This is a genomic window from Thiomicrorhabdus sp. Milos-T2 (assembly GCF_000702325.1).
GTDB lineage: Bacteria > Pseudomonadota > Gammaproteobacteria > Thiomicrospirales > Thiomicrospiraceae > Thiomicrorhabdus.
This window is the reverse complement of record NZ_KL370891.1, coordinates 1,354,112-1,378,670: the sequence shown is the minus strand read 5'-3', so window position 1 is coordinate 1,378,670 and position 24,559 is coordinate 1,354,112. Positions and strand designations below refer to the sequence as shown.

At 37.4% G+C, this 24,559-nt stretch carries 24 protein-coding genes and 1 pseudogene; 16 read left to right on the top strand and 9 right to left on the bottom strand.

The window, feature by feature from the left end; genetic code table 11:
• Window positions 1-22: 22 nt before the first annotated feature.
• Window positions 23-673 carry a hypothetical protein gene (locus BS34_RS0106245; protein WP_029407677.1) on the top strand — a complete coding sequence of 217 codons (651 nt, stop codon included), beginning with the start codon at window positions 23-25 and terminating at the stop codon, window positions 671-673.
• Between the two features lie 186 nt (window positions 674-859).
• Window positions 860-1,564 (top strand): annotated as a pseudogene (locus BS34_RS13110) (dUTP diphosphatase).
• A 441-nt stretch (window positions 1,565-2,005) separates the two neighbouring features.
• Here the strand turns inward: BS34_RS13110 and BS34_RS0106235 are convergent.
• On the bottom strand, window positions 2,006-2,617 hold the full coding sequence (locus BS34_RS0106235; protein ID WP_029407676.1) for a DUF938 domain-containing protein: 612 nt from the start codon (window positions 2,615-2,617) through the stop codon (window positions 2,006-2,008).
• Window positions 2,618-2,883: 266 nt separating this feature from the next.
• On the opposite strand from BS34_RS0106235, the gene BS34_RS0106230 reads away from it, so the two are divergent.
• Together BS34_RS0106230 and BS34_RS0106225 are read left to right on the top strand one after the other, a co-directional pair.
• Complete coding sequence (locus BS34_RS0106230) at window positions 2,884-3,207, top strand: DUF4156 domain-containing protein (protein WP_029407675.1); 324 nt, start codon at window positions 2,884-2,886, stop codon at window positions 3,205-3,207.
• Between the two features lie 83 nt (window positions 3,208-3,290).
• Window positions 3,291-3,806 carry a GlcG/HbpS family heme-binding protein gene (locus BS34_RS0106225; protein ID WP_233993151.1) on the top strand — a complete coding sequence of 172 codons (516 nt, stop codon included), beginning with the start codon at window positions 3,291-3,293 and terminating at the stop codon, window positions 3,804-3,806.
• A 157-nt stretch (window positions 3,807-3,963) separates the two neighbouring features.
• Here the strand turns inward: BS34_RS0106225 and BS34_RS0106220 are convergent, their stop codons facing one another.
• The 3 genes from BS34_RS0106220 to BS34_RS0106210 form a co-directional block, all read right to left on the bottom strand.
• Window positions 3,964-4,425: a Spy/CpxP family protein refolding chaperone gene (locus BS34_RS0106220; protein ID WP_029407673.1), complete on the bottom strand. Its 462-nt coding sequence runs from the start codon at window positions 4,423-4,425 to the stop codon at window positions 3,964-3,966.
• A 109-nt stretch (window positions 4,426-4,534) separates the two neighbouring features.
• A complete protein-coding gene (locus BS34_RS0106215) occupies window positions 4,535-5,701 on the bottom strand; it encodes a GNAT family N-acetyltransferase (protein WP_029407672.1) in 1,167 nt (388 codons plus the stop codon).
• A gap of 247 nt (window positions 5,702-5,948) precedes the next feature.
• Window positions 5,949-6,803, bottom strand: coding sequence for a pirin family protein (locus BS34_RS0106210; protein WP_029407671.1), 855 nt, complete (start codon window positions 6,801-6,803; stop codon window positions 5,949-5,951).
• A gap of 105 nt (window positions 6,804-6,908) precedes the next feature.
• On the opposite strand from BS34_RS0106210, the gene BS34_RS0106205 reads away from it, so the two are divergent.
• Entirely contained in the window at window positions 6,909-7,853 is a 945-nt protein-coding gene (locus BS34_RS0106205) for a LysR family transcriptional regulator (RefSeq protein ID WP_233993200.1), read from the top strand.
• Between the two features lie 100 nt (window positions 7,854-7,953).
• Here the strand turns inward: BS34_RS0106205 and BS34_RS0106200 are convergent, their stop codons facing one another.
• On the bottom strand, window positions 7,954-8,400 hold the full coding sequence (locus BS34_RS0106200) for a hypothetical protein (protein ID WP_029407669.1): 447 nt from the start codon (window positions 8,398-8,400) through the stop codon (window positions 7,954-7,956).
• 178 nt (window positions 8,401-8,578) lie between these two features.
• Here BS34_RS0106200 and BS34_RS0106195 point away from each other — a divergent pair, with 178 nt between their 5' ends.
• The 9 genes from BS34_RS0106195 to hybE all read left to right on the top strand — a co-directional run bounded on the left by BS34_RS0106195 (window position 8,579) and on the right by hybE (window position 18,170).
• A complete protein-coding gene (locus BS34_RS0106195; RefSeq protein ID WP_029407668.1) occupies window positions 8,579-9,682 on the top strand; it encodes a DNA alkylation repair protein in 1,104 nt (367 codons plus the stop codon).
• Window positions 9,683-9,707: 25 nt separating this feature from the next.
• Window positions 9,708-10,382 carry a TIGR01621 family pseudouridine synthase gene (locus BS34_RS0106190; RefSeq protein WP_233993150.1) on the top strand — a complete coding sequence of 225 codons (675 nt, stop codon included), beginning with the start codon at window positions 9,708-9,710 and terminating at the stop codon, window positions 10,380-10,382.
• A gap of 75 nt (window positions 10,383-10,457) precedes the next feature.
• Entirely contained in the window at window positions 10,458-10,901 is a 444-nt protein-coding gene (locus tag BS34_RS0106185) for a YcgN family cysteine cluster protein (RefSeq protein ID WP_029407666.1), read from the top strand.
• 310 nt (window positions 10,902-11,211) lie between these two features.
• Window positions 11,212-11,967, top strand: a complete 756-nt coding sequence (locus BS34_RS0106180) for a hypothetical protein (RefSeq protein WP_029407665.1) — start codon at window positions 11,212-11,214, stop codon at window positions 11,965-11,967.
• Window positions 11,968-12,235: 268 nt separating this feature from the next.
• Window positions 12,236-15,040 carry a molybdopterin-dependent oxidoreductase gene (locus BS34_RS0106175; protein ID WP_029407664.1) on the top strand — a complete coding sequence of 935 codons (2,805 nt, stop codon included), beginning with the start codon at window positions 12,236-12,238 and terminating at the stop codon, window positions 15,038-15,040.
• Between the two features lie 12 nt (window positions 15,041-15,052).
• Entirely contained in the window at window positions 15,053-15,880 is an 828-nt protein-coding gene (locus tag BS34_RS0106170; RefSeq protein ID WP_084151576.1) for a 4Fe-4S dicluster domain-containing protein, read from the top strand.
• Window positions 15,881-15,883: 3 nt separating this feature from the next.
• Complete coding sequence (nrfD, locus tag BS34_RS0106165) at window positions 15,884-16,813, top strand: NrfD/PsrC family molybdoenzyme membrane anchor subunit (RefSeq protein ID WP_029407662.1); 930 nt, start codon at window positions 15,884-15,886, stop codon at window positions 16,811-16,813.
• A gap of 152 nt (window positions 16,814-16,965) precedes the next feature.
• A complete protein-coding gene (locus tag BS34_RS0106160; RefSeq protein ID WP_051640714.1) occupies window positions 16,966-17,481 on the top strand; it encodes a TorD/DmsD family molecular chaperone in 516 nt (171 codons plus the stop codon).
• On the top strand, window positions 17,481-18,170 hold the full coding sequence (gene hybE, locus BS34_RS0106155) for a [NiFe]-hydrogenase assembly chaperone HybE (protein ID WP_029407660.1): 690 nt from the start codon (window positions 17,481-17,483) through the stop codon (window positions 18,168-18,170). The genes BS34_RS0106160 and hybE overlap by 1 nt, the downstream gene beginning before the upstream one ends.
• Before the next feature lie 262 nt (window positions 18,171-18,432).
• Here the strand turns inward: hybE and apbC are convergent, their stop codons facing one another.
• The 3 genes from apbC to BS34_RS0106135 all read right to left on the bottom strand — a co-directional run bounded on the left by apbC (window position 18,433) and on the right by BS34_RS0106135 (window position 21,428).
• Entirely contained in the window at window positions 18,433-19,530 is a 1,098-nt protein-coding gene (gene apbC / locus BS34_RS0106150) for an iron-sulfur cluster carrier protein ApbC (protein WP_084151574.1), read from the bottom strand.
• 809 nt (window positions 19,531-20,339) lie between these two features.
• Complete coding sequence (locus BS34_RS0106140) at window positions 20,340-20,819, bottom strand: FKBP-type peptidyl-prolyl cis-trans isomerase (RefSeq protein WP_029407657.1); 480 nt, start codon at window positions 20,817-20,819, stop codon at window positions 20,340-20,342.
• Window positions 20,820-20,942: 123 nt separating this feature from the next.
• Window positions 20,943-21,428, bottom strand: a complete 486-nt coding sequence (locus tag BS34_RS0106135; RefSeq protein WP_029407656.1) for an FKBP-type peptidyl-prolyl cis-trans isomerase — start codon at window positions 21,426-21,428, stop codon at window positions 20,943-20,945.
• A gap of 71 nt (window positions 21,429-21,499) precedes the next feature.
• Here BS34_RS0106135 and BS34_RS0106130 point away from each other — a divergent pair, with 71 nt between their 5' ends.
• On the top strand, window positions 21,500-21,922 hold the full coding sequence (locus tag BS34_RS0106130; RefSeq protein WP_029407655.1) for a CopD family protein: 423 nt from the start codon (window positions 21,500-21,502) through the stop codon (window positions 21,920-21,922).
• Window positions 21,923-22,252: 330 nt separating this feature from the next.
• Here BS34_RS0106130 and BS34_RS0106125 read toward each other — a convergent pair whose 3' ends face one another.
• Window positions 22,253-22,501, bottom strand: a complete 249-nt coding sequence (locus BS34_RS0106125; protein WP_029407654.1) for a hypothetical protein — start codon at window positions 22,499-22,501, stop codon at window positions 22,253-22,255.
• 604 nt (window positions 22,502-23,105) lie between these two features.
• Here BS34_RS0106125 and rimO point away from each other — a divergent pair.
• The gene (gene rimO, locus BS34_RS0106115) at window positions 23,106-24,479 is read left to right on the top strand and encodes a 30S ribosomal protein S12 methylthiotransferase RimO (RefSeq protein ID WP_029407652.1); all 1,374 of its coding nucleotides are present in this window, start codon (window positions 23,106-23,108) and stop codon (window positions 24,477-24,479) included.
• The last annotated feature ends 80 nt before the right edge of the window (window positions 24,480-24,559 follow it).

The window sequence follows — 24,559 nt, the reverse complement described above, 5'->3', positions numbered from 1 at the left end:
TTTTTTAGAAAAGGTTGATTAAATGCTAAATACCGCAGAATTTGTTAAGCAGTTAATACGTTGGGTGTATGTGTTTTCGCCTTATTTTTGGGTGGATAGTTACTTCAAACGTCAAGAGAGTCATTTTGAAATAGAATCTCAGAGCTGGCAAAAAATTCGCGATAAGCGTCTGTTTTTATCAGAATTTTATATTGTAGGTTGGCTCGGCTTATCGATTGCTTTAACCTTAATGACCGTTAATTTCCCGCAAATCAATTGGCCATTGTGGGTTTTACTTTTTCTTATGTTGCGCATATTTGGCATCGTCAATAAAGAGTTAGGCGTTATTTTGTTTGGTATTTGTAAAATTACAGAAGGTTCAATGGTCTCTGCAACCGGTAGAGTTATTGTGTTGGCAATGGTGAACTTTTTAACTGCTATGTTTCTCTTTGCGAGCATTTATCAAATAAATGGAGTCTTTAGTGATGTGCCTAATTATTTTCAGAGTGCATCGCATATTGCAGGGCTAATTCAATCTTTAAATGTTCAGTTCACTATGTCTGGAGCCTTTACACCCGGTAACGCCTTTACTTGGTGGTTAACAACGGCACAAGGTATGTTTTGCTTTGTTTTTGGTACGATTGTTATCTCGCTTTTTGTTTCTTTACTTAGTGTAAAACCTTTAAAAGCTTAATACAAAAAGATAATAAGTATATGACTCTAAGTGTATGATTCTAAGTATATTTATTGGTTTATAAAAGCAAATGATTGAATGAACAACCAGGCCTGGTTGTTTTTTTTATTTGTTGCCAGTTTTATCGGCGTAATAATTTTAATATGACAAAGCGTTAACTAAAAACGTTAACTAATTAGGTAACTCATGACCCAAACAACTCAAAAACCAGAAACCTCACTTGCGATAAATGAAATGCTAACCATGCAAAACACATTAAACTGTGCCACAAATGGAGACGCATGGCGTTCAGGCGTTACTCAGTTGGGTAAAACCATTGATTGGCGTCGTTGTATTGTTATGGAATCTGCGGAGTTAATTGATAGCTACCCCTGGAAACATTGGAAAGCGGTAGATGCTAAAACGGATATTGAAAATGTTCGTGTTGAGTTAGTGGATATTTGGCATTTTTTATTAAGTTTAGGCTTAGAGCACTTTAATCAAGAAACTTGTAAAGACCTGTTTTATAAAGCATTGTTGGCTAATCAACAAGTTGATCATCCTAAACCTAATTCGGTGTTGGATGAAGTAAGAGTACATGAAAAAATGATGCGCTTGGCATTGAAATAAGAAGGCGTTTCCCATGAATACCTTTTAGATTTGAGCACGAGTTTTTTTGATTCTTGTACCGTTGCAGAGCTGGAATTTGAGCAACTTTATCAAATCTATATGGCCAAGAATGTGTTAAATACATTCAGACAAGACAATGGCTATAAAGAGGGCACTTACATTAAAGATTGGAATGGTAAAGAAGATAATGTGGTGATGTTTGAAGTCATTGAACAAATGCAATCTTTCTCAGGTGATGAGCTGTATATGAACTTGGAAAAGTTATATAACCAGTTGTTTTAAGGCGTTATCTTAATACGTTATCCTAAAAAGTTATCTATACCCAAATGCCCCTTTACTTGTAAAAGCTTGAAATTAATCATATAGCGATTGAGAAGCCTTTTTAAAATTACGCCTTTGCCTTAAATTGTGTCACTCAGGCTTCCCGTTACTTTTTGCAATTTGGCAAAAAGTAACCAAAAAACAAACCCCACTCCATAAATAGGCAAATTCTAAGCTTGTGAACTGAAAACGCTGAACTCGCTGCGCTCAAACAGCAGCGTTTTTTTACCGTTCACTACGCTAAGAACCTTGCACCATTTATTACAAGGGGACTTAAGGCGTTTGTCCAAGCTTCAATATTAAACATCAAAAAAATGCAAAATAACTCAAATCTGATAATGATTTTTTATCAAATGATGTTAATAGTTTAGCTGTTGTACTGCCAGATTAAGTTCAATTTTTTTAGATCTTCTTTTGCCAAACCAAAATACGGTTATTCATGGGCATTTCAATGTCTTCTAATAAACTCAGTTGTGCTTCTTGAGCTAAACAATCACACCATTCAAAATCTTTAATGCCACTCTGAGAATTTCTGTTTTTGAGCCATATATCAAAGTTAGCATTGCTCTCACTGGTATAGGCGCCGTTGTAATTAAACGGGCCATAGATTATTACAATCGCTTTTTCATTCAGAATAGCGCTAACATTCTTAAAAAAATCAGTTACATTTTGCTTACTCATAATGTGAAAACTGTTTGCACTGAAAATACCATCGTAATAGGTATTTGGCCATTGTGTCTCAGAAACATTTAATTCTAATGGAGGCAGAATATTGGGTAAATTCACACTGTTTATCCATTGTTTAATTCCCGAGTGAGATTCAATTAAATCAGATGTTTGCCAACTCAAAAAGGGCATTTTTTCAGCAAAATAAACGGCATGTTGCCCTGTACCACTAGCTATTTCTAATACACGTTTACTCTGACTTAAAAGAGGGTTAATAAGTTTAAAAATGACCTCTTTATTTTCTTCACTAGATTGAGAATAAGGCTTGTTGTTTTCAAATTTTTTCATATTTAGTGCTCTTTAAATAGCAGTTTAAAATTAGCTTAACTCAGGTTCTTTAAGAGTATTTTATGGCATAGATTTGCAATATCGCTAAAAATCGATTGACCAAAGTAACAGCCGTAAAACTAAATAACAACCTATTCCAAAAAAATCATGTATTTTGTCTTTTTTTGCGATTGAATTTAGCTTTAGCAAAATCTATTTTTTTTAGTTAAGGTTATAGGTTAATATTTAGCACAGTAATAATTTAAAAACTTCAAATGGAATTAGAGATGAAAAAACGAATACAAAGTGTCTTGATATTAAGTTCAGTATTATTGCTTTCTGCTTGTAGTTGGATTCAACCTTTACCTGGTGCTTATGGAGTAGGGCTTTTGGATGCAGATGAAGTGGCTCACTGTAAAAAGTTGGGTAGCACAACGACTTCTGTTTTAAGCCGAGTAGGGCTTTATGAAAGAGATACAGCGGCAATGAGAAAGGATTTAATTTTGCTCGCACGTAATGAAGCGGTAAATATGCGTGGCGATACTATTGTTGCTATTTCGCCAGTACTCGAAGGTCGTATGGAATTTGCGATTTATAAGTGCCTTAAATAGATATTGTTGAGTAGATGTTGTTGAGTAGAAAATTTTAAGTAGAAACTTTTGCAAGAGTCGATAAAAGTACAAAGGGAAAGCATATGAAGGTTTTAATGAAAAAGACGGTTTATGTTTTAGGGCTCGCCGTTGGCTTGTCTACAGCATCGTTAGGTTTAAGTAACGCTTATGCTGAAGATGTCGTTGATGAGCAAAATATTGGTATGGAGTTGGCGCGTGACTTAGCGACTGAAGCGGTTTTAGCGTGTAGAAAGCAAGGTTATTCAGTGAGTGCAGTGGTAGTCGATAGACACGGTAATCAGCGTGTTGCTTTACGTGATGATTTTGCTTCAAGATTTACCCTACAAATAGCCGAAGAGAAAGCCAATGCGACGATTATGTCGGGATTAAAGTCGGGTGATTTTAGAGCAAAACGAGGTGATATTCGTCCAGAACTTAATCATGTTGATGGTGTTTTAATGATGGTGGGTGGTGTACCGATTATTAGTGGCGGAGTGAGAATTGGGGCGATAGGTGTAAGCGGAGCTCCAGGTGGCGAAAAGGATGAAGCGTGTGTTATGCAGGCTTTAGATAAGCTTGAAGATAGATTAGGATTTTGATTAGAATTAAGTTTAAATAAATTATTTAAAACTTTGTTTTATTTAATTATTTATTTCAAGTAAGTTGAAAATTAAAATTTGAAATGACCTCCCAAAATTGGATATTAACTTTGGGAGGCAATTTTAGCAAACAACCAGGCCTGGTTAAGCGTGCCGATTATTTATAACTTGTTAAGACCTTTTTGTACTGCTTAGGTGTAAGGACCGACTTTATAAATGAACGGCATTTTAATTTGGCCATCATTAAATCAAAGCGCATATTTAAACTCATTTTACCCACTTGCATAACTTGCTCTGGCGGATAATTTTCTAGGGCCATTCTTTTACCTTCGGCTTCCATCTCAATAAGCTTTTTTACCATTCGTTGAACGTTAGGCGATTGCGTTTTATGAAACTTTTTCAATGCCTGCATTTGTTCTTTTGTGACTTTGAGTTCTTTTTTGTGCTGTTTAATGGTTTTCATTAAATTAGGCATAAAACTAGCATGATTTAATTCTTTAAAAAACTCCGCAGAAGGTTTTCCTGGGTGATTCATTTTATGGTTATCAGCACAACTTACTGTGGGTAATAACGTTAGGCTTAATGCGCTGAAAGAGACGGCAAGAATGATTTTTTTCATAATGACTCCAGTCAAGTTTAGGTTTAAAGGTGAATATAAGAGTTATAACGTAAATCAAGCGTTATAGCAAAGGTAGGTCTCTTTATTTAACGTTACCAGGCCTGGTTGTTTATTGATAAGGTGAGTGTTGCTGACAATCTTTTATATACTCATCTATCGCTTGTTTTTCTTGAGCAATAAACTGCTTGATTCCTTGTTCAAAAGGGTTAAGTCCTAACCAATGGGTTGATTGCATGGCAACAGGCGTAAAGCCTCTAGCAATTTTATGTTCACCCCCAGCGCCGGGTTCAAATATTTGTAAGTTATGGTTTATGGCATACTCAATGCCCTGGTAAAAACAGGCCTCAAAATGCAGATGTTTAATCTCTTGCGCAGCTCCCCAGTGTCTGCCATATAAATGTGTGTCAGACTTAAACATTAGGGCGCCGGCGATACATTCGCCGTTTGGGTTATCTGCTAGGACTAATACAATATTATCGGCAAGTGTTTCACCAATGCTTTTAAAAAAGCCAATATTCAGTGTTGGAGTACTCCACTTTTCAATAAAGGTTTTTTGGTAGAAAAAATCAAAATTTTCCCAGTCTTGTTCGCTAGCTTGGTGACCATTTAAAATGCGATAAGTAATTCCGGTTTGCTGGATAGCTTTACGTTCTTGACGAATGTTTTTACGTTTTTTAGGTTTTAGCTGAGCCAGAAAGTCTTCAAATGTTTGGTAGTTTTGATTGTGCCAGTGAAATTGGCAGTCATGTCGTATATAACAATTTGGGTTGTTTTGATCAGCTAACCAGGCCTGTTGATTGGGTTTGGCAAATAAAACGTGAGCACCACTCATGCTGTTTTCATCACAAAATTCGGTCATATGGGTAAACAGCAACTCATATAAATCTGTTTTTTCATTGTCGGATAACTGAGGATTAACTAAAAAACGCTGACCTAGCGCGGGGGTATAAGGTGTGGCTGAAACAAGTTTTGGGTAATAGGGCAGTCCAATTTGGTTCCAGGCTTGTTCCCAAGCTTGGTCAAATACAAATTCACCATAGTTATTGTGTTTTTCGTAAAGCGGCATGGCCGCCACTAATTGGTTTTGAGTATCGTATATCGCAATATGATGAGGTATCCAACCGTATTTTTCACTGACACAATGGTGTACTTCTAAGGCATTCAAAAAACCATGTGTAAGAAACGGGTGGTTATTCTCAATTAAATTATCCCATTGAACCGCTGAAACTTCTGCAATTCTTGAGTGAATTTTAATTTGATAGGGTACGTTGGTCATAGATTAATTTATGGTTTATTTGTGTTGTGTAAGACTTGAACCAGGCCTGCTAGTTTAAGAGATTCCTTTTAACTCGTTGTTAAGATTCTATTTTAAAATCACCAGGCCTGGTTAGTTTGTTGTTTTGTGCTCTGTCTTAAATCCGGTTTTAAATTCGGTTTTAAATTCTATTGAGAAATATTAGCACTAAATCGATTTTTTAATCTTAGTTTTGGCTTTTGTTTGAGTTTGAGTTTTTGTTTTGGTGTTAAAACAATCCATTGTTGTAGTCAGCAATGGCTTGCTTAATTTCAGATTGAGTATTCATCACAAATGGACCACCTTTGGCAATAGGTTCATTAATTGGCTGCGCGGCAACCAGTAAAAAACGAGTATTATCAGTTGATGCCGTTAAATGAATGTTGTCGCCTTCGCTTAATATAGCGAGCTCTTTTGCTTGAATCTCTTTAAAACCTGATTGTGCTTGGGTTAACTTTAGCGAGCCTGAAATTAAGTAGATAAATGCATTAGCATCAAAATCTATCGTTTCGGTAAATTCAGCGCCATTTTGCAAAGTTACATCCATCATTAAAGGTTGAATGTAGCTATTTTTAACGGGGCCAATGGTTCCTTGTGATGTTTTACCGGTGACGACTTTAATTTGAGTGTCATTATTACGTTGTTCAAGAGATATTTCATCAGGTGAAAATTCTTGGTAACTTGGCTCGACCATCTTGGCAGAAGAAGGTAGGTTTACCCAAAGTTGAAATCCCATCATTAAGCCATCTTCTTGTTCGGGCATTTCAGAATGAATAATGCCTTTGCCTGCCGTCATCCATTGAACACCTCCAGCTTTTATTAAACCTTCGTGGCCTTTGTTGTCTTTATGGCGCATATTTCCAGCCAATAAATAGGTTACGGTTTCAAACCCCCTGTGCGGATGAGGTGGAAACCCTGCAATGTAATCATTGGGATTGGTTGATTCAAAATAATCGAGCATTAAAAAAGGGTCTAGTTGCTCTAGCTCTGGACTTCCAATAATTCGAGTTAAACGCACTCCTGCCCCATCAGATGCTGGTATACCACGGGTTTTGTAGTTAATACTTCTATTTGTCGATGTCATATTTTTTTGTTTCAACCTCTTTTTGATGTTTGTGAAAATCATAACTGTTGTTTTATAGTGAATAAACTGGCAATATTTGAATTAAGTGTTCTTGTTTTGGCAACAATGTTAATTCTGTTTGTTTCAGCATTAAAAGAGGTAACTATGGGGCAGTTAGAGAATATTCAGGTTTTTATTAGAGTAGTGGAAGCAGGTGGAATTAGTCGAGCGGCGGAACAATTAAATATTGCAAAATCAGCGGTCAGTAGAAGGCTAGCTGAGTTAGAAAACCGTTTACAAACTAAGCTTATTCATAGAACCACGCGCCGTTTTAATTTAACTGAAGCTGGTCAGCTTTATTATAACCAAGCGTTAGGCGTGGTCGATTCTGTAAAAGCCTTAGATAATAGCTTGGCAAGGTCGAGTGAATCTTTTGAAGGTCAGCTAAACTTAGCTTTACCTCTGTCTTTTGGGTTATTGCATTTAACGCCAGTCATTGATGCTTTTATGCAAAAACACCCAAAATTAAACATTAAGGTAGATCTTTCTGATAAAGAGATTAACTTGGTGCAAGAGGGTGTGGATGTGGCATTAAGAATTGGTGTTTTACATGATTCATCTATTCAAGCCAGAAAGATATTACGGATTAAGATGATGTTATGTGCTAGCCCCAACTATTTAAAAGAGTACGGTGAACCTAAAACGGTCAAGGCATTGAGTGAAAGAACCTTTTTAAGATATTCAGCGGATGCAGGTGATACCTTCACCATAACTAATCCAAAGGGTAAAAAAGAGACTTTAACTGTAAAAGGACGATTACAATCTAATAATGGTGATTTGTTACAGGCCTTAGCAATACAGGGTAATGGTGTTATTTTGACGCCCACTTTTGTTTGTTGGAAAGCATTAAAAGAGGGATTGCTTAAACAGGTGTTACCAGATCATAAGTTGGCTTCTATCAATGCTTATGCAATCTATCCACAAAATCGATTTTTATCTCAAAGTGCGCGGGGTTTTATTGATTTTTTAATTGAGTATTTTGCCGATAAACCTTATTGGGATGAACTTTAAATGTATCTGATTATGGGCTTGCTTTAAATACTAAAAAGTCCGCTAAGAACAGAATTCAGAGCGGACTTATCACGGCAATGATAGGTTTTGATTTTGTCTTTTAGTGAGTGACAGTCTCATTAAACAGGTTTTGTTGACCCATTAAGATATCAATTTCGTCTTGAGTTAAATACTCATGTTCATTTGGCTGTTTACTCGCAACGGCACTAGGAAGTTCAAATGGGTAGTGTTTAAGTTGGTTTTCATTCAAACTATCAACAAACTTTTGTAGTGCGATGATGACCTGACCATTTAAATCGCGGTTAGTTTGTTCAAGAATAATGTCATGCAATTGATTTACCCAGTTCATTTGAGTGGCTCTAACAAGTTCAGAATGATTTTTTAGGTTGCCACTTTCAATGGCGGCCTGATAACCTTCGGTTAGTTGTTTAATATCGGCAATTATCATTTCAGCAATTTGAATAGTTTGCTCAGAGGTGGTCTCTAATCGTTGGTCAATAAACTCTAAACAGGTTTGAATTTTTTGTGTGGTATTCATGGTCGACATGGTCAGTATCCTTTTTAATAATCTGTACTAGTGTCAATTAATCGACGTTATTACGATATTTTTTTATTCTACAACTACGGTTATATCAAATGGTGTGCCAGTTTTGAGTTTTTAACTTTAAAATTAATTAACTTATTGAATTATATAAGTTTTATATTGGAATTATGTTGGAATTGTTTTGTCAAAGTTATTAAAAGAAGAAATTAGTAAGCAAAATATCAAAAAATTGACAGGTCTAATAAAAAACATTAAACCAGATTTTGACGCCCTAAGTTTTGAACACTCTGTTTTAGATGAACAATGGGTTAATCTTGCTTTAAAGCAGAGAATACGCAAACTTAGTGAGCAACTTCAAGTTTATTTAAGTTGTTCATACTTAGAGTCTTTAAACATACTGAAAGCGGTATCGGTTGAATTTAGTGGCTTGTTTCATTTTATTTTTGCTGATTATGTAGAGCTTTATGGCTTGAATGATTTTGAATCATCCATGCAAGCGTTGGCTCTGTTTACTAAGAACAGTACTGCAGAATTTGCTATTAGAGCATTTTTAACTAAAGAACCTGAAAAGACTAAACAGCAACTCTTAATTTGGTCAAAAAGTAATAATGAGCACTTAAGGCGTTTGGCGAGTGAAGGCGTTAGGCCTCGTTTACCGTGGGCTGGGCATTTAAACTGGATTGCAGAAAACCCAGAGTGGGTTAGGCCTATATTAGAAAATTTACACTCAGATGGTAGTCGTTATGTACAAAAAAGTGTTGCCAATTTACTCAATGATTTAAGTAAGAGCCAAGAACAATGGGTTTTAGAATTACTGGAAACTTGGTTAACGCATAATAGTCCTAGTAATGAAACCAAGTGGATTGTTAAACATGCACTAAGAACATTATTAAAAAGAGGCAATGCCAAAGCGTTGGCGTTAATGGGGTATGGTTCTATTGAACATATAACGCTTAATGAATGGCAGTTAGATAAAAATGTCCAAATTGGTGAGGTTTTAAATGGGCAATTTATCATTACATCTCAACAAAAATTAGGGGTATTGCGGTTAGAATATGCGTTATGGTTTTTAAGAAAATCGCAGAGTCCATACCGTAAAGTATTTAAACTGGCTGAATCTTGTTATAACTCGGATTGTAAGGCGTTTAACTTACGTCATAACTTTAAGCTGATTAGCACTCGTCACTATTTACCAGGCCTGCATAAAATTGAATTAATCATTAATGGGCAAACCATGCATTCATCAATGTTTGAACTCCAACAATCTATTACTAATCAAAGCTAATAAGAACTAATAAGACTGAATAAACGTGATTCCTATTCTTTTTCAAAATAATGACTTTATTGTGGTGAATAAACCTGCGGGGTTAAATTTTCACTCAGAAGAATCACCAGGCCTGGTAGTTTTGGTTAAACAGCAATTAGGTGTTAATGAGATTTATCCGGTGCATCGTTTAGATAAAATGACCTCTGGACTGTTAATTTTGGCTCTAAATAAACTAAACGCTCAGAATTTTCAGAAATTATTTGAAACTCACCAAGTCGAAAAGTTTTATATTGCTATTTCAGACCAAAGGCCCAAAAAGAAACAGGGATGGGTTAAAGGAGATATGATTCCCGCGCGAAGAGGGAATTGGATGTTAACCAAAACACAAAGTAACCCTGCAATCACTCAATTTGTGAGTGCTTTAATTCAACCTGGTGAGCGACTGTATTTGTTAAAACCTAAAACCGGTAAAACCCATCAGTTAAGAGTCGCTATGAAAAGTTTATCGTCACCGATTTGTGGTGATGAACGTTATGGTGATTCACTAAAAGCAAAACTTAACGATAGAGGCTACTTACACGCTTATGCCATTCGTTTTACATTAAATGGTCAAGATTATGAATATGTCTGTAATCCCGATACAGGAAAACGCTTTTTACAAAACGAGACCGTAAACCTTTTACAAAACTGGCAACAACCTTGGAAGCTATTTAAATAGTCTTTTTATGAATAGTCTAAATAAATATTTTAAATAAATACCTTAAATAAATTAACTTAGTTTTTTGTGAGTAATATGAGTAATAAAGCAAAACCGTTTTGGGAAACTAAAACCTTAGATGAGATGTCGCAAACAGAATGGGAATCATTGTGTGACGGCTGCGGATTATGCTGTTTAACCAAGTTACAAGATGATGAAACAGACGAAGTGGTTTATACATCCGTTGTCTGTCCATACTCAGATGTAGATACTGGACAGTGTAAAGATTATGCAAATAGAAGCGTTAACGTACCAACATGTGTTCAATTAACCTTAGAACGCGTAGCAGAGTTTGATTGGTTGCCTGATACTTGTGCTTATCGAATGATTTACCGTGGACAAGGTCTAGCAGATTGGCATCCTTTAGTTTCAGGGAGTTCAAAAACAATGAAACAAGCACGAGTTGGCTTAACGGCAATTCCCGTTGTTATTGATAGATCAGGTATAAATTACGAAGAGTTTATGATTGATAAACCTTAAGAGTTAAACCTTAAGAAATAGATCTTATGAAATAAGTCTTAAAAATCCAGTTGATAAACCATGTATAAGAATATGCTTATATAAGGTATTTTAAGTCATAATAAAAATTTTCAGGTGGATAATCTCTGTCTTTAGTTTCAAACTGTCTATGTATGTCCATGTGAAGCAAATTTATTCACTTTACGATTTTTTTAAGCATTCATTAAGAATATTTTTAATAAAGAATAAAAAAATTGCTTATGCAGTTCGTTGTGTTTGAATTTATCATAAACAGTGATTTGGATATCCACATAAATTAAATGGAGTTAATATGAAAGAAAGTTCTTGGTTAAATTTACCTAGTTTGTCACTGTCAATGAAGGCACTTTTTACAGGGTATATTTTTGTTGTTGGTTTAGGTTTGATGATGGCGGGTGCACAAATTATGTTAACCCACGGTATGGCAGATGGTAAGTTTGGTTTGTCGGTTGATGATATTGTTTATAGCTATTACGGTAACCGAAATGGTTCTAAATTAGAAAGTAAGTTGCACGGTTCTATGAAAGAGAAGGCTACGCCAGAAGAAAATTTAACACTGATTAAGTGGGCGCGAGCAGGAGCCGATGAAGCTGAATGGAAGGCTACTATTAAACCCATCGTCGATGCAAAATGTGCAATGTGTCACGCTAATATCCCAACGCTACCAAATATCACTAAATACGATGTGATTAAGAAAATTGCTGAGGTTGATCATGGTGCAGAAATTGGGTCATTAACTCGTGTCTCTCATATTCACTTATTTGGTATCTCTTTTATCTTCTTCTTTGTGGGCTTGATTTTCTCAATGGCTGTTGGATTTAAACCTTGGGTGAAGGCAACGATTATTTTTATACCATTTGCGTTCTTAATTTTAGATATTGCCTCGTGGTGGTTAACAAAAATAAACCCTAATTTTGCTTACTTTGTCATTATTGGTGGTTTTGGATACAGTATGGCGGCCGGTATTATGCTGTTTACCTCTCTTTACCAGATGTGGGTTATGCCATTTAAAGGTCAAGAGTCAGATGAGAACACCTGGAAAGGTTAAAAATTAGATTGTTTCAAATCAAGTTTTGTTTAAATAAAATTTAAGCAAATCTTTTATAAAAGACCCAAGATTTTATCTTGGGTTTTTTTTGCCAGCTAAATCCCTTATATTACTAAGGTTTAGAGAGAAACCTAGTTATTTACTAGGTTTATTTATATATAAATTTTATTTTCCCTTATTAATAATAATGATTTTAACTGAGATAAGTCGGTGCTTATACTCAGTTTTGTATAAATGCATATTATTAGTCAAAAACAGGGAATAGTTTATGGCATGGTCATTTCCAAAACTCACTCGTAGAACCTTTATTAAAGGTGCGGCTGCAACAACAGCAATGGGTGCTTTAGCGACTTCAAAAATTGCTTCGGCACATTTACCTTCATGGGACGATCTGATGTTTGCTGATAGCAAACGTAAAGAGATGAAAGAAAAGTTAGATTACACAATTTGTAACTTTTGTTCTTCATTATGTAATATTGAGATTCGTACCCTAACCGATGGCGAAACAAGTCGTATTGTTAAGCTAGAAGGGAACCCTCATTCAACCTTAAACCGCGGCCGAGCTTGTGCCCGTGGTCAGTCTGGTTTATTTCAAACTTACGATACCGACCGTATAAAGACACCGATGATTCGTGTTGAAGGTTCTAAACGCGGCGAGATGGCTTTCCGTAAAGCAAGCTGGGAAGAGGCTTACGAGTATATCGCTAAAAATACCAAGGACGTTAAGCCTTGGGAGTGGACAACCGTTGGCGGTTGGACTAACTGCGTGTTTTATATGAATTGGGCCGTGCCTTTTTCAATGGCAAACCAAATTCCTAATATTGTTGCTTCACCAATGCAGCACTGTGTTACCACCGGTCACCTTGGCACCGATTCAGTGACGGGTAACTTTAATATCCATGATGAAATCCTACCGGATTTTGATAATGCTCGTTACATTATGTATATCGCGAATAACGGTTCTATGGGGGCGGTATCAACAGCTCGTGTGGTTCGTGCCGCTGAAGGGATTCAGCGTGGTGCTAAGGTGGTCGTGTTAGACCCTCGTTTATCAGAAACCGCTGCCAAAGCGGATGAATGGGTGCGTATTCGTCCAGGTACCGATTTAGACTTTACCATGGCGTTAATGAACGAAATCATGTCTAAAGATTATTACGACAAAGATTTTTGTATTAAACATACTAACTTACCCTTCTTGATTGAAAAAGATGCGGAAGGTGAGTGGCAGATACTTCGTGATGCCAATGGTAATTTTTCTGTTTATGACGAGGTCACCGCATCTGTTCAACAAGTTAAGGCACATGATAATGCCAATGAGTTAAGCCTTGATGGTAAGCGACTGATTCCAAGCTTGAGATTACCTGAAGGCTTAGAACTCAATGGCAAGCCTGTCCAAACGGTATTTGAAGCACAGCTTGATGAAATTAAGCATATTACGCCTGAATTTGCCGCTAAAACCACTACGATTCCTGCTGAAGATATTGTGCGTATCGCTTATGAATACTCTCACATTAAACCTGCCATTATTGATCCAGGCTGGATGGGCGCGCGTTATAACAATGTACAAATGTTGCGTCGTACACAAGCTATGTTACAAACCTTAATTGGGGGAATTGATAGCAAGGGTGGCTGGATTAATGCCGCCGAAGTGCGTCATAAAGTCCACACTACCCATGAAGCTCGCCAAAAAGGTGAACAGCAAATGCATCCATTGGCAACGGTGGGTGGAATGCCATTTGCAGAGATGGTGGTTGATGTCTTCAGTAATCCTAAAAACTTTAAACATGGTAAGCCTGCATGGGCGTATGCCTTTGCCGAGCAACAAAAAGCAGCCGGTAAGCCTTGGGTCTCTTTACCCGTTATGGCCGACACAGGTTTGTTTGAGTCTGTGCGTGGAGAGGTTGAATATAAGGGTGAGCAATATCTTACGAAAGCCTTCTTTATTAATGGTGCTAACCCTGTACATCATTATTTCCCTGACTCTTATTGGAAGGACATGCTAAATCATGACAATGTTAGTTGTGTGGTTTGTATGGATGTTCTGCCTTCAGATACGACGGCTTACGCGGATGTTATTCTCCCTAACTCAACATATCTAGAACGGGATGAGCCAGGTATTTATGGAAATGGTGTTAACCAAGATTTAGGCTTAACAACGCGCTTTAAAGCGATTGACCCTATTTACGATACCCATGAAGTGGCTGATGTCATGTTTAAAATGACAGAGATTATTTCTGGTAAAGCAGGTGTTGAAGCTTATTATCAATCTATTGATGAATTAGCGGGGTTATCGGCCTCTAAAGCTAAGAAATATGTGGCAGAAGAAACCGCAAAAGGCACCCCTGATCCTCATGCGGCAGCTTATCGTCGTGTGAGTATGGAAAATGCCGCTGAAGAGGTTGGCGAAACCGCTGAAAACTTTGAAAAAATCCTGCGTGAGAAAGGGGTTTATTACATTAAAACCATGGAAGAGTTGCTTGAAGAAGCGGCTATGCCTCAAAAAATGCCGGTACCGACTAAATCGGGTCGTTTAGAGTTTTACTCTGGCTTATTTGAAATGATTCGTGGTAACAGTACAACGCGTGCGCCTAACTTTGGTGTATTAGCAACGCACTTCCCATCGGGTATTTTAGGTGAAAAAGTCAATCAAGACCGCATGTTAGGTGAAGGTGAGTTTTACTTTACTTATGGTAAATCGCCAACCGTATCTCATGGTTCTACTAATGCCAATAACCCAGTCTTGTCTGCAATTAATGTTTTTAAAGAAGATATTTACACGGGGATTTGGATTAACCCTACGCGTGCCGACAAGTTGGATATTAAAACAGGTGACATGATTAAAATCACAAACCTTGAAGATGAAAGTTTAAATGTTGATGGTAAAGCTTATGTCACTAATCAAGTTCAGCCAGAATCCGTATTTATGTACTCATCATTTGGGACAGAAAACGCGGCCTTAAGTCGTGCAGCAGGTTTTGGTAGTGCCATTAATAAAGTGATTGGTTACAAAGTTGACCCGGTTGTGGCAGGTTTCCGTTCACAAGAATTCACTATCAAAGTTGAAAAAGTTTAAAGGAGATCACGGATGGCTCATTATGCAATGCTAATTGACCTCAATACCTGCACAGGCTGCAACGCTTGTATGGCGGCTTGTGCGGTCGAAAACCAAACGCCGTTTTGGTCTGACAAATGGCGTACTAAGGTACATGATATTACTAAAGGAAAAACCGATGCAGACACGGCTCGAATTTTCTTCCCACGTTTGTGTAATCACTGCGACAACCCACCTTGCGTGACGGTTTGCCCAACAGGGGCAACTTACAAAATGGATAACGGAATTGTCGATGTTGATGATGATATGTGTATGGGCTGTCAAGCTTGTACCCTAGCTTGTCCATACGACGAACGTTATGCCTTAGATTATGATGACAATACTGAGAAAAAAGCCGTTTTTGGTGAAGAAACTTTGAAAAAGACGCGCCCAGGCGTTGATAAGTGTAACTTCTGTAGAGACCGTGTTGAAGACAATCGCTTACCTGCGTGTGTTGAGACTTGTGTGGGGAATGCACGTCAGTTTGCCGATTTAGATAATCCAAATGACCCGGTCACGCAACTCATCAATTCAGGCATCGCTGAACCGCTGATGGCACATTTAGGGACTAAGCCAAATGTCTATTACATACCGGTTAAAAAACAGACCATTCATTATGAGCGTGACATGTTTAATGGTCAAAACTCGGAAGGTGGTTTGCACCCTGTAGGGGGCGAAAACGGCACAACTTTTGAGCGTAAACAAGCTGCTGAAAGTGGTCAAACCGAACCGGCTCATGAGCAGGCAATGTTTGATGTTAACAGCCCATTTGCGAATTCGAGTGATGCTCAAATGACAGACTTATTAAAAGTGGAGGCGTAATCTATGTTCTATTTTGGACAAGAACAATGGAATTGGCTAGTTGCCGTTTACCTCTTTTTAGGGGGCATGGGCGCTATGGTGATGGCGATTTCTACTTTAGTTCACCGTTTAAAAGTGTTTGGTCAGGATAATACTTTACTGATGATTTGGGGGAACTTAACTGGGTTTGTCATGTTGTCAGTGGGTTCAGCGATGCTGTTCTATCACCTTTTGGACCATTTAGCAGTTTGGCATGTTTTATTAGGTGTGTTTAACAAGCCGGATGCCTGGATTGCGTGGGGTACTTGGTCTATTATTTTTGGGATGATTTGGGGGCTTGTTTATACCTTGCCACACATTCCGACGCCAAAATTTTTAGGTTGGTGTCAGTTATTAAAGTTCTTTAAATGGTTTGGAACAAAGTACGCTGGGCTGATGGCATGGGGTACGGTGTTTATGTCGGTGTTTACGGCTGTTTATACGGGTATGTTGTTACAGTCATTCCCAGCCGTTGAATTGTGGCATAACCCTGGTATTCCCGTCTTGTTTACGGTTTCTGCCACCTCAACCGCATTAGCATCATTATTAATCCTTCAGTATGTTGTTGTGCGTGCTGATGACCATGAATTACGTCACCGTTTTGAATTGATTGATACTTGGTTGATTGGTTCAGAAATTATTATTATTGCAGGGTTCTTCTTCTACCTTTTAAACGGGACTTTAAATGGTCAAGCATCTCATGAATTGCTTTGGGGAGATCCAATTTGGACTTATGGATTTTTTGTAGCAGGTCTGATTGTTCCATTTTTGATTAACTTAGGCATGGTCACGCATAAACTGCCAAGCAATGGTTTTTTGGTGATTGTTTCAGCGACTTTAATACTAATGGGTGGTTACATCCTTCGTCACTACATGCTATTGGCTGGAATATGGGAACTGCCGTATCCTAAATAATCCTTAAATTAGTTAGCCTATAAAAAGTAGTTTTAACAAAAAGCACTCAATTTTGGGTGCTTTTTATTTTATGGAGATTTTGCATGAGTCTCAATCTCCTATAACGATTTCAAGATATAATCCAAAATAAAAAATGATAACAAGGAATGTTTATGTCAGAAAAAATACAAGAACTGATTGTTCTTTCTGGTTTGCTTGGAGAGCCCTGTGAAGAATCAATAGAAGCGATTCAAGAACTGGCGCCACAGCTCAACTGGTTATCTGAGGCATCAATAAATGAAATTGAATCGACGCCTTTAGAAAGGTGGCAAATGGAACATACTCGTTTATTTGTTTCAGGACACCCTAAAACAGAATGCGCCCCTTTTGAATCGGTTTGGATAGAAGGGCGTATGATAGGTGAAACCACGCACTCTATTCAGGCGTTATATAACAAAGTTCAATACAGCCCCGATGCAGAGCTGCCCGCTGACTATTTAGGGTCAGAACTTGAGTTTTTAGCCTTTGTTTTAGAAAACTACAGTGAACAACAAGCTTTTTTAGTTGAGATTTTAGAACACTTACATACTTGGGTTCCCAAGTTCGCGAAGGCCGTTCGTATACATGCTGATATGAGCTTTTATCGTGATTATGCCAAACGTTTAGAAGCCTTATTTGAGATGCAATAATGTCAGACGCTAGCGAAAAACAATTAGAAAATATGACCAGGCTTGGTAATCCATATTGGCAGTTAATTCCGGCGAACACTCTTAAAGAAGCGCATGACTTAATTATTCATAGTTTTGAGCATACCTACCACAAAAACTTTGAAGATCAGTGGATGGGGGTAAACCATGATTTGCAAGTTGAAATGCGTGGTATTAAATTTGTAGAAGGGTGGATAACTGGGTTTTTACTGACGCCATGGATGTTATGTAATCTTTACATTCCTGTGCACCCCGAAAAGACACTTTCTTTTGACATTGAGCCCGAGTGGCAAGCAAGCGCACAATCAGATCAAGACTATGTGGTGATTGGGCCTTTACAAGAATTTTCTGTTGGCGGCCAAGCGCAAAAAGCCTATTTGAACTATCACCCTGAATTAGGTCATTATTTACTGCAACCCTTAGTGCAAATTATGGATAAATATCCCGATAATGAGCGAGCTTTTGGTGCTTGGTCTGAGGTTATTGCTTTTCGTAAAGCGCATTATGAAAAATTAGAACAAGAACAAGTGGCAAGAGAATTGGCTGAGCAAGAGGTTCATCAACAGAATCCTCAACAGAGTCAACAAGACGCCACGCATTCAAATGACAATAAAGTGATGGATGAAAATGAAGTTTTAGATAGAAGAGGGTTTTTATCTAAATGGCTTTAAAGAATGGGTTGCTGAACGCCTATGACAAGCGAAAAGGGCTGTCATAGGCGGTTCAGCCAAAGTTAATCAGAAAAGTCTTTATGAGACCTTTGCACGAGATAGGTGCGAAAGAAAAATGAGTTAAAATTTGCCTGATTGCGGCGGAAAACGCAGGGAATAGCTAGCTATTCGCAAGTTTTTCAACAAAAATCAGGTGAATTTTTACCCTCAAGGGGTACCTAGAACCATTTTTACTCGCGCATACTTTCGTGCAAAGGTCTCTTTATATATTCCATTTGATGGTTTGTGGGTTTTGCGTTCCTGACTTGAGTTGTTCTTCTGTTTGCGGTACCAAAGGGGCTTGGCTGTCTTGAATGTACAATGCGGATGCGACTTTACGTGCAATTTCTCTAAAGCTTAAAGCGACCTTAGACTCTGGCTCAGCGGCTACGGTAGGTTTGCCGCCATCGGTTTCTTCTTGAATACGTTTATCTAATGGCAAAGACCCTAAAAAATTAACCATGTATTGCAATGACATGAGTTGTGCACCGTCGTGACCAAAAATATGCTCTTCATGGCCGCATTTAGGGCAGATAAACATATTCATATTTTCAATCACGCCCAAAACCGGGACTTCGACTTGGTGAAACATTTTGAGACCTTTTTTAGCATCTAATAACGCAATTTCTTGCGGGGTAGACACCACAACCGCACCTGACACAGGAATTTGCTGAGAAATCGTTAATTGCACATCCCCCGTTCCTGGCGGCATATCAATCACTAGGTAATCTAATTCTGGCCATTGCGTACTAAAGAGTAAGGTTTTTAAAGCGGAATCTAATTGCGCGCCACGCCAGATAAGCGGGGTGTCTTCTCGGGTAATATGATTGGCAATGGTGGCGATTTCGATACCATGTGCTTGAATGGGTTTGATTTTATCGCCGTTAATCTCTGGACGTAGTTCATCAATTCCAAACATTTTCGCTTGGCTTGGGCCGTATAAGTCGGCATCTAAAATCCCCACTTTAGCCCCTTCAGCTTGCAAGGCTAAAGCTAAGTTGGCCGTTACGGTAGACTTACCAACACCGCCTTTTGCAGAAGAAATTGCAATGATATTTTTAATATTTACCAGGCCTGGTTGTTCTTTAGAAACACGGGTATAAGGTGTTATTTGGTAATTAAATAGGATTTCAGGGCGAGCAGCATCATTCAGTTCTTTTTCGATTTCTGCACGCAGAGCCTTTTCATTTCCTTTAGCAGGGTAAGGAAGTGTTACCTTAATTTGGTTCTCAGAAAAAGCGAGAGCATCTAAATCATTTAGGGTTTTGCCAAGATAGGGTTCATTAATATTGCCTATTTTGATTTTTGTTTGATTATCCATAATCAATATTCCACTTTTTGCATTATTTAAACATGCATTATTTAAACATAAGGGGTAATTTTACTCGGCTTGCAGAATATTTAAAATTAAGGTATTTAATATTTGTTGATAAAGAATCTGTAAAACCTTACTAAACCATTTTTAAAATATTGGGTATATGTATTTTATGATTGATTAAATAAATCTTTTAACCACGAAGACACGAAAGTACGAAGATTTCTAATGTCTAATACCAACTTAAATTGGGTATATGTATTTTGTGATTGATTAAACAAATCTTTTAACCACGAAGACACGAAAGCACGAAGATTTCTAATGTCTAATACCAACTTAAATTTAACCAATAACCAAACTAAATTTAATAAAATAATCGCTTTTAAACTATAGAAATGCAGATCTGCATAGCTTATAGGCATGACTTAAGATCGTAAGGGTATGATTTTTAAATCGCTTTTATTTATTTTTTTATCTTCGTGCCTCTGTGTCTTCGTGGTTAATTTTTACAAAACGGGATAATCAATCACAAAATACGGATACCCCCTTAAATTTAACGAATAACTAAACTAAAAGTAATAAATTAATCGCTTTTAAAGTTTACAAATACAGAGTTTATAGAAATAACTTAAGATCGTTAGGCTATGGTTTTCTAATCACTTTTATTTATTTTTTATCTTCGTGCCTCTGTGTCTTCGTGGTTAATTTTTACAATACTGGATAATCAATCACAAAATATGGATACTCAAAATGTTTAGACATAAAAAAGCCCCAGTTAAAATGGGGCTTTTTTAGGCTCTAATTTTTAATTTAAATTAGTGCTCATGACCACCGTCACCGTGAGCATGACCGTGCTCTATCTCTTCAGGCGTTGATTCACGTAAACCCACCACTTCAACATCAAATGTTAGCGCTTGACCGGCTAGTGGGTGGTTACCGTCTACCGTTACCTGATCATCTTCAATATGAGTAATTTCTACTGAGTGCATTCCTTGTTCAGATTGCGCTTCAAAACGCATACCAATTTCTAATTCTTCAACGCCTTGAAACATTGAACTTGGAACGGTTTGTACTAATTCATCAACACGTTCACCGTAAGCTTGCTCAGCAGGGATAGTTGTCTTAAATTTATCACCGACTTTTTTACCCGCTAACTCGGCTTCTAAACCAGGAATTAAATTATTGTGTCCATGTAAATAAGCTAAAGGATTGCCGTTAGAAGCATCCATTTGCTCACCATGTTCGTTGGTTAAGGTGTATTCGATTAAGGCGACTTTATCTTGTTCAATATTCATCTATCTGTGTCCTGGTAAATCTATTAAGTATTTTTGAAATTAACCGTTTAATGTTAACAACTGAGGTTTTAACTGACAACTATCATAACGTTTCAGTTTTGTTTCTGCACTTTTTGCTGAAAATTAATCGTGGTGATGTCCACCAGTGCCGTGTGCGTGGCCATGAGAAATCTCTTCTTCAGTGGCATCACGAACATCAATAACTTCAATATCAAATGTTAAATCCATGCCCGCCATTTCGTGGTTACCATCAACAGTCACGGTTTCATCGTTGATTTCAGTAATCACGACCGAATGAAAACCTTGTTCAGATTGTGCTTCAAAACGCATGCCTACTTCAATATTATCAACGCCTTGAAACATCTCTTTAGGTACACCATCTTGAATTAAATGGTTTTGTTTTTCGCCATAAGCTTCTTCTGCAGGAATGGTAACGACAAATTTATCGCCAGCTTGTTTATTACTTAATTCCGCTTCTAGTCCTGGAATTAAATTATGATTTCCATGCAGGTATGCAAGAGGTTCGTCACCTGAAGCATCCAATAGGTTGCCTTGCGCATCAGTAAGGGTGTATTTAATTTGAACAACTTTATCGTTTTCGATTTTCATGGCGATTCATCTATTAGTTTTTTATAAAACAGGTATGATACTAAAAATAAATTAACCCTTGGAGAAATACAATGTTATGGCTTAAAACTTTTCATATTTTATTTGTGATGTCTTGGATGGCGGGTATTTTTTATCTTCCCAGAATTTTTGTACATTTCGTTGAAGGCAAAGAAGCTGGTCAAGATGTGGATCGTTTAGCAATAATGGCTAAAAAGCTATACGGCTTTATGACGATTATGATGATGTTAGCAATTGGAACCGGTGTTTGGTTGTGGTTGGCGTATTTTCCTATTGCAGAGGGGATGGGTTGGTTACACGCGAAAATTGTTTTTGTACTCTTAATGTTGGCTTATCATCTATGGGCTAAAAAACGCATGAAAGAGATGCAAGAAGGGCATTTGGATCACGGTGGTATTTATTATCGTTGGGCAAATGAGATTCCATTACTGTTAGTCACTATCATTCTTATTTTAGTGGTTGTTAAGCCTTTCTAATAACTTGAGACCTTTGCACAAGAGTATGTACGAGTAAAAATGGTTAAAATTCACCCGCTTTTTGTTGCACCCCAAGGGTACTTCCGTTGGGCGACAACTTGCGAATAGCTAGCTATTCCCTGCGTTTTCCGCCGCAATCAGGCAAATTTTACCTCATTTTTCTTTCGCACCTATCTCGTGCAAAGGTCTCAACTTAAATAGTGTTTAAGTTTTATTTAAAAAGGAGTTATCAGGCCTGGTAACTCCTTTTTTTATGCCCTTTAAAATTGGTAGAAAAGTCGCAAGCTTAAATTATAGAGTTCCTTGGGCTCTTTATTAATGAGCGTGGTATCAATTCTTTTTAGGAGTGTTGGAACCTTCTATATGAAAGACAATGAAGTCTTTTTTGGAAAGTTCATATTCTAGTTTAATATCAAAAGACAAGGTCGTTTCAGGTTCAATTTGACTTTCAGAACTCTGTTGATGTACTAAGTTTATGCTAGCTTCAGTATTAAAAGGCAATGAAGTATTGGCATTAGCCGAACCATTAATACTGTAACCCAAGGTTATGATAAATAGAGGGGTTAAGAAATTCTTCATTAGTCACTTTGCCATATTATTTACCTGTTTAATTATCTGAAAAGGTCTCAATTGATTTTTTGTCTATTATTCATGAGAAAATATAAATATCAATCTAAATAATAATGATTTGTATTTATAATTGGTTTTAGAGATGTTAAGATGTTTTTTAGGTTTTAAATAGTTAAATTTAATGTGTGGATTTAATAGGTGGATTTAATAGGTGGATTTAATAGGTGGAGGATGTGATGGAGTTACAGTTGCAAATATCGGATGAAGTCATAAAAAAGTTGTTGATTTTAGGTGTGCTTCACCCTAACGAAATAAAATGCTTAAATTCGGAAAGTAGAGATGTCATTAAGAATATGTGTTTGGCGTCTTGTTCACCAAAAAATTGTCATTTGTGTGATATGAGAGACAGTTGCAGTATGCCTTTTATGGATGAAAAGAGGGTTAATATTTCAATTCAAAACAAGAAGGTTTTAGAGTCTGTAAAAGGTTTCTAATTAAGCTCTCTAACTAAGCTCTCTAAACAAGGTCTGATAGCTTCCAAAAAATGTATTTTTGGTCTGTTGCTCGTAATCAGTTAAAATACGCCCATTCAAAATATTAAGAGAATGGTGTTATGTCTAAGTCACAACCAACGGTTGGTGTTATTAGTTTAGGTTGTCCAAAAGCAACGGTGGATAGTGAGCGTATTTTAACGCAGTTAAGAACGGAAGGTTATCAGCTAACTAATAGCTATGAAGATGCTGACACGGTGATTGTGAATACCTGTGGTTTTATTGATAGTGCCGTACAAGAGTCTTTAGACACTATTGGTGAAGCATTAGAAGAGAACGGTAAGGTGATTGTTACTGGTTGTTTAGGGGCTAGAGCAGAAGAAATTACCGATGTTCACCCTAAAGTGCAAGCTGTATCGGGTCCTGCGGCTTATGAAGAAGTTTTAACGGCCGTTCATGAAGTTATTGAGCCACCCAAACATAATCCTTTTGTAGATTTAGTACCGCCTCAAGGTATTAAATTAACCCCAAAACATTTTGCGTATTTAAAAATATCAGAAGGCTGTAATCACCGCTGTACGTTTTGTATTATTCCGTCAATGCGTGGTGATTTAGTGAGTCGTCCAGTGGCTGATGTGATTAATGAAGCCCAACGTTTAAAAGAAGCAGGCGTTAAAGAGTTATTAGTCGTTTCTCAAGATACTGCCGCTTATGGTGTAGATGTAAAATACAAAACAGAATTTGCAGAAGGGCGACCAACTAAAACTTCGATGGTGGGCTTATCAGAAGCATTAGGTGAAATGGGCGGTGTTGATGAGTTTTGGATTCGTTTACATTATGTTTACCCTTACCCTAATGTGGAAGAGGTGATTCCTCTAATGGCAGAAGGTAAAATTTTGCCTTATTTAGATATGCCATTGCAGCATGCAAATCCTCGTGTTTTAAAAGCCATGAAACGCCCAGGTAATATAGATAAAACACTGGAACGTATTAAAAAATGGCGTGAATCAGTACCGGATTTAACCATTCGTTCGACCTTTATTGTGGGGTTCCCTGGCGAAACAGAAGAAGAGTTTCAAGATCTTTTAGACTTTTTAGAAGAAGCTCAGTTAGATAGAGTGGGCTGTTTTCAGTATTCACCAGTGACGGGTGCTGTGGCAAATGATATTGCAGAGCAAGTGCCTGATGAAATCAAACAAGAGCGTTATGACCGTTTTATGCAATTACAGCAACGAATCAGTGCTGACAAAATGCAAGCTAAAGTGGGTAAGGTCATGAAAGTATTGGTTGATGAAATTGATGATAAAGGCGCGGTAGCTCGTTCTATGGCCGATGCGCCAGAAATTGATGGAATGGTCTTTATTGATGATGCTTTTCACTTACAACCTGGAGAGTTGGTCACGGTAGAAATTATTGGTGCGGATGAATATGATTTGTGGGCAAAGCCAGTAGATGAGTTTGTAAAACAAGATAGTTCTTATATTGAATTGGGTTAAAATTTTGTTTCTAGATTTTTTTGAGATTTAATCACGAAGTCACGAAGACAGGAAGGTTGAAGAGGAAATGTAAAAAGAGA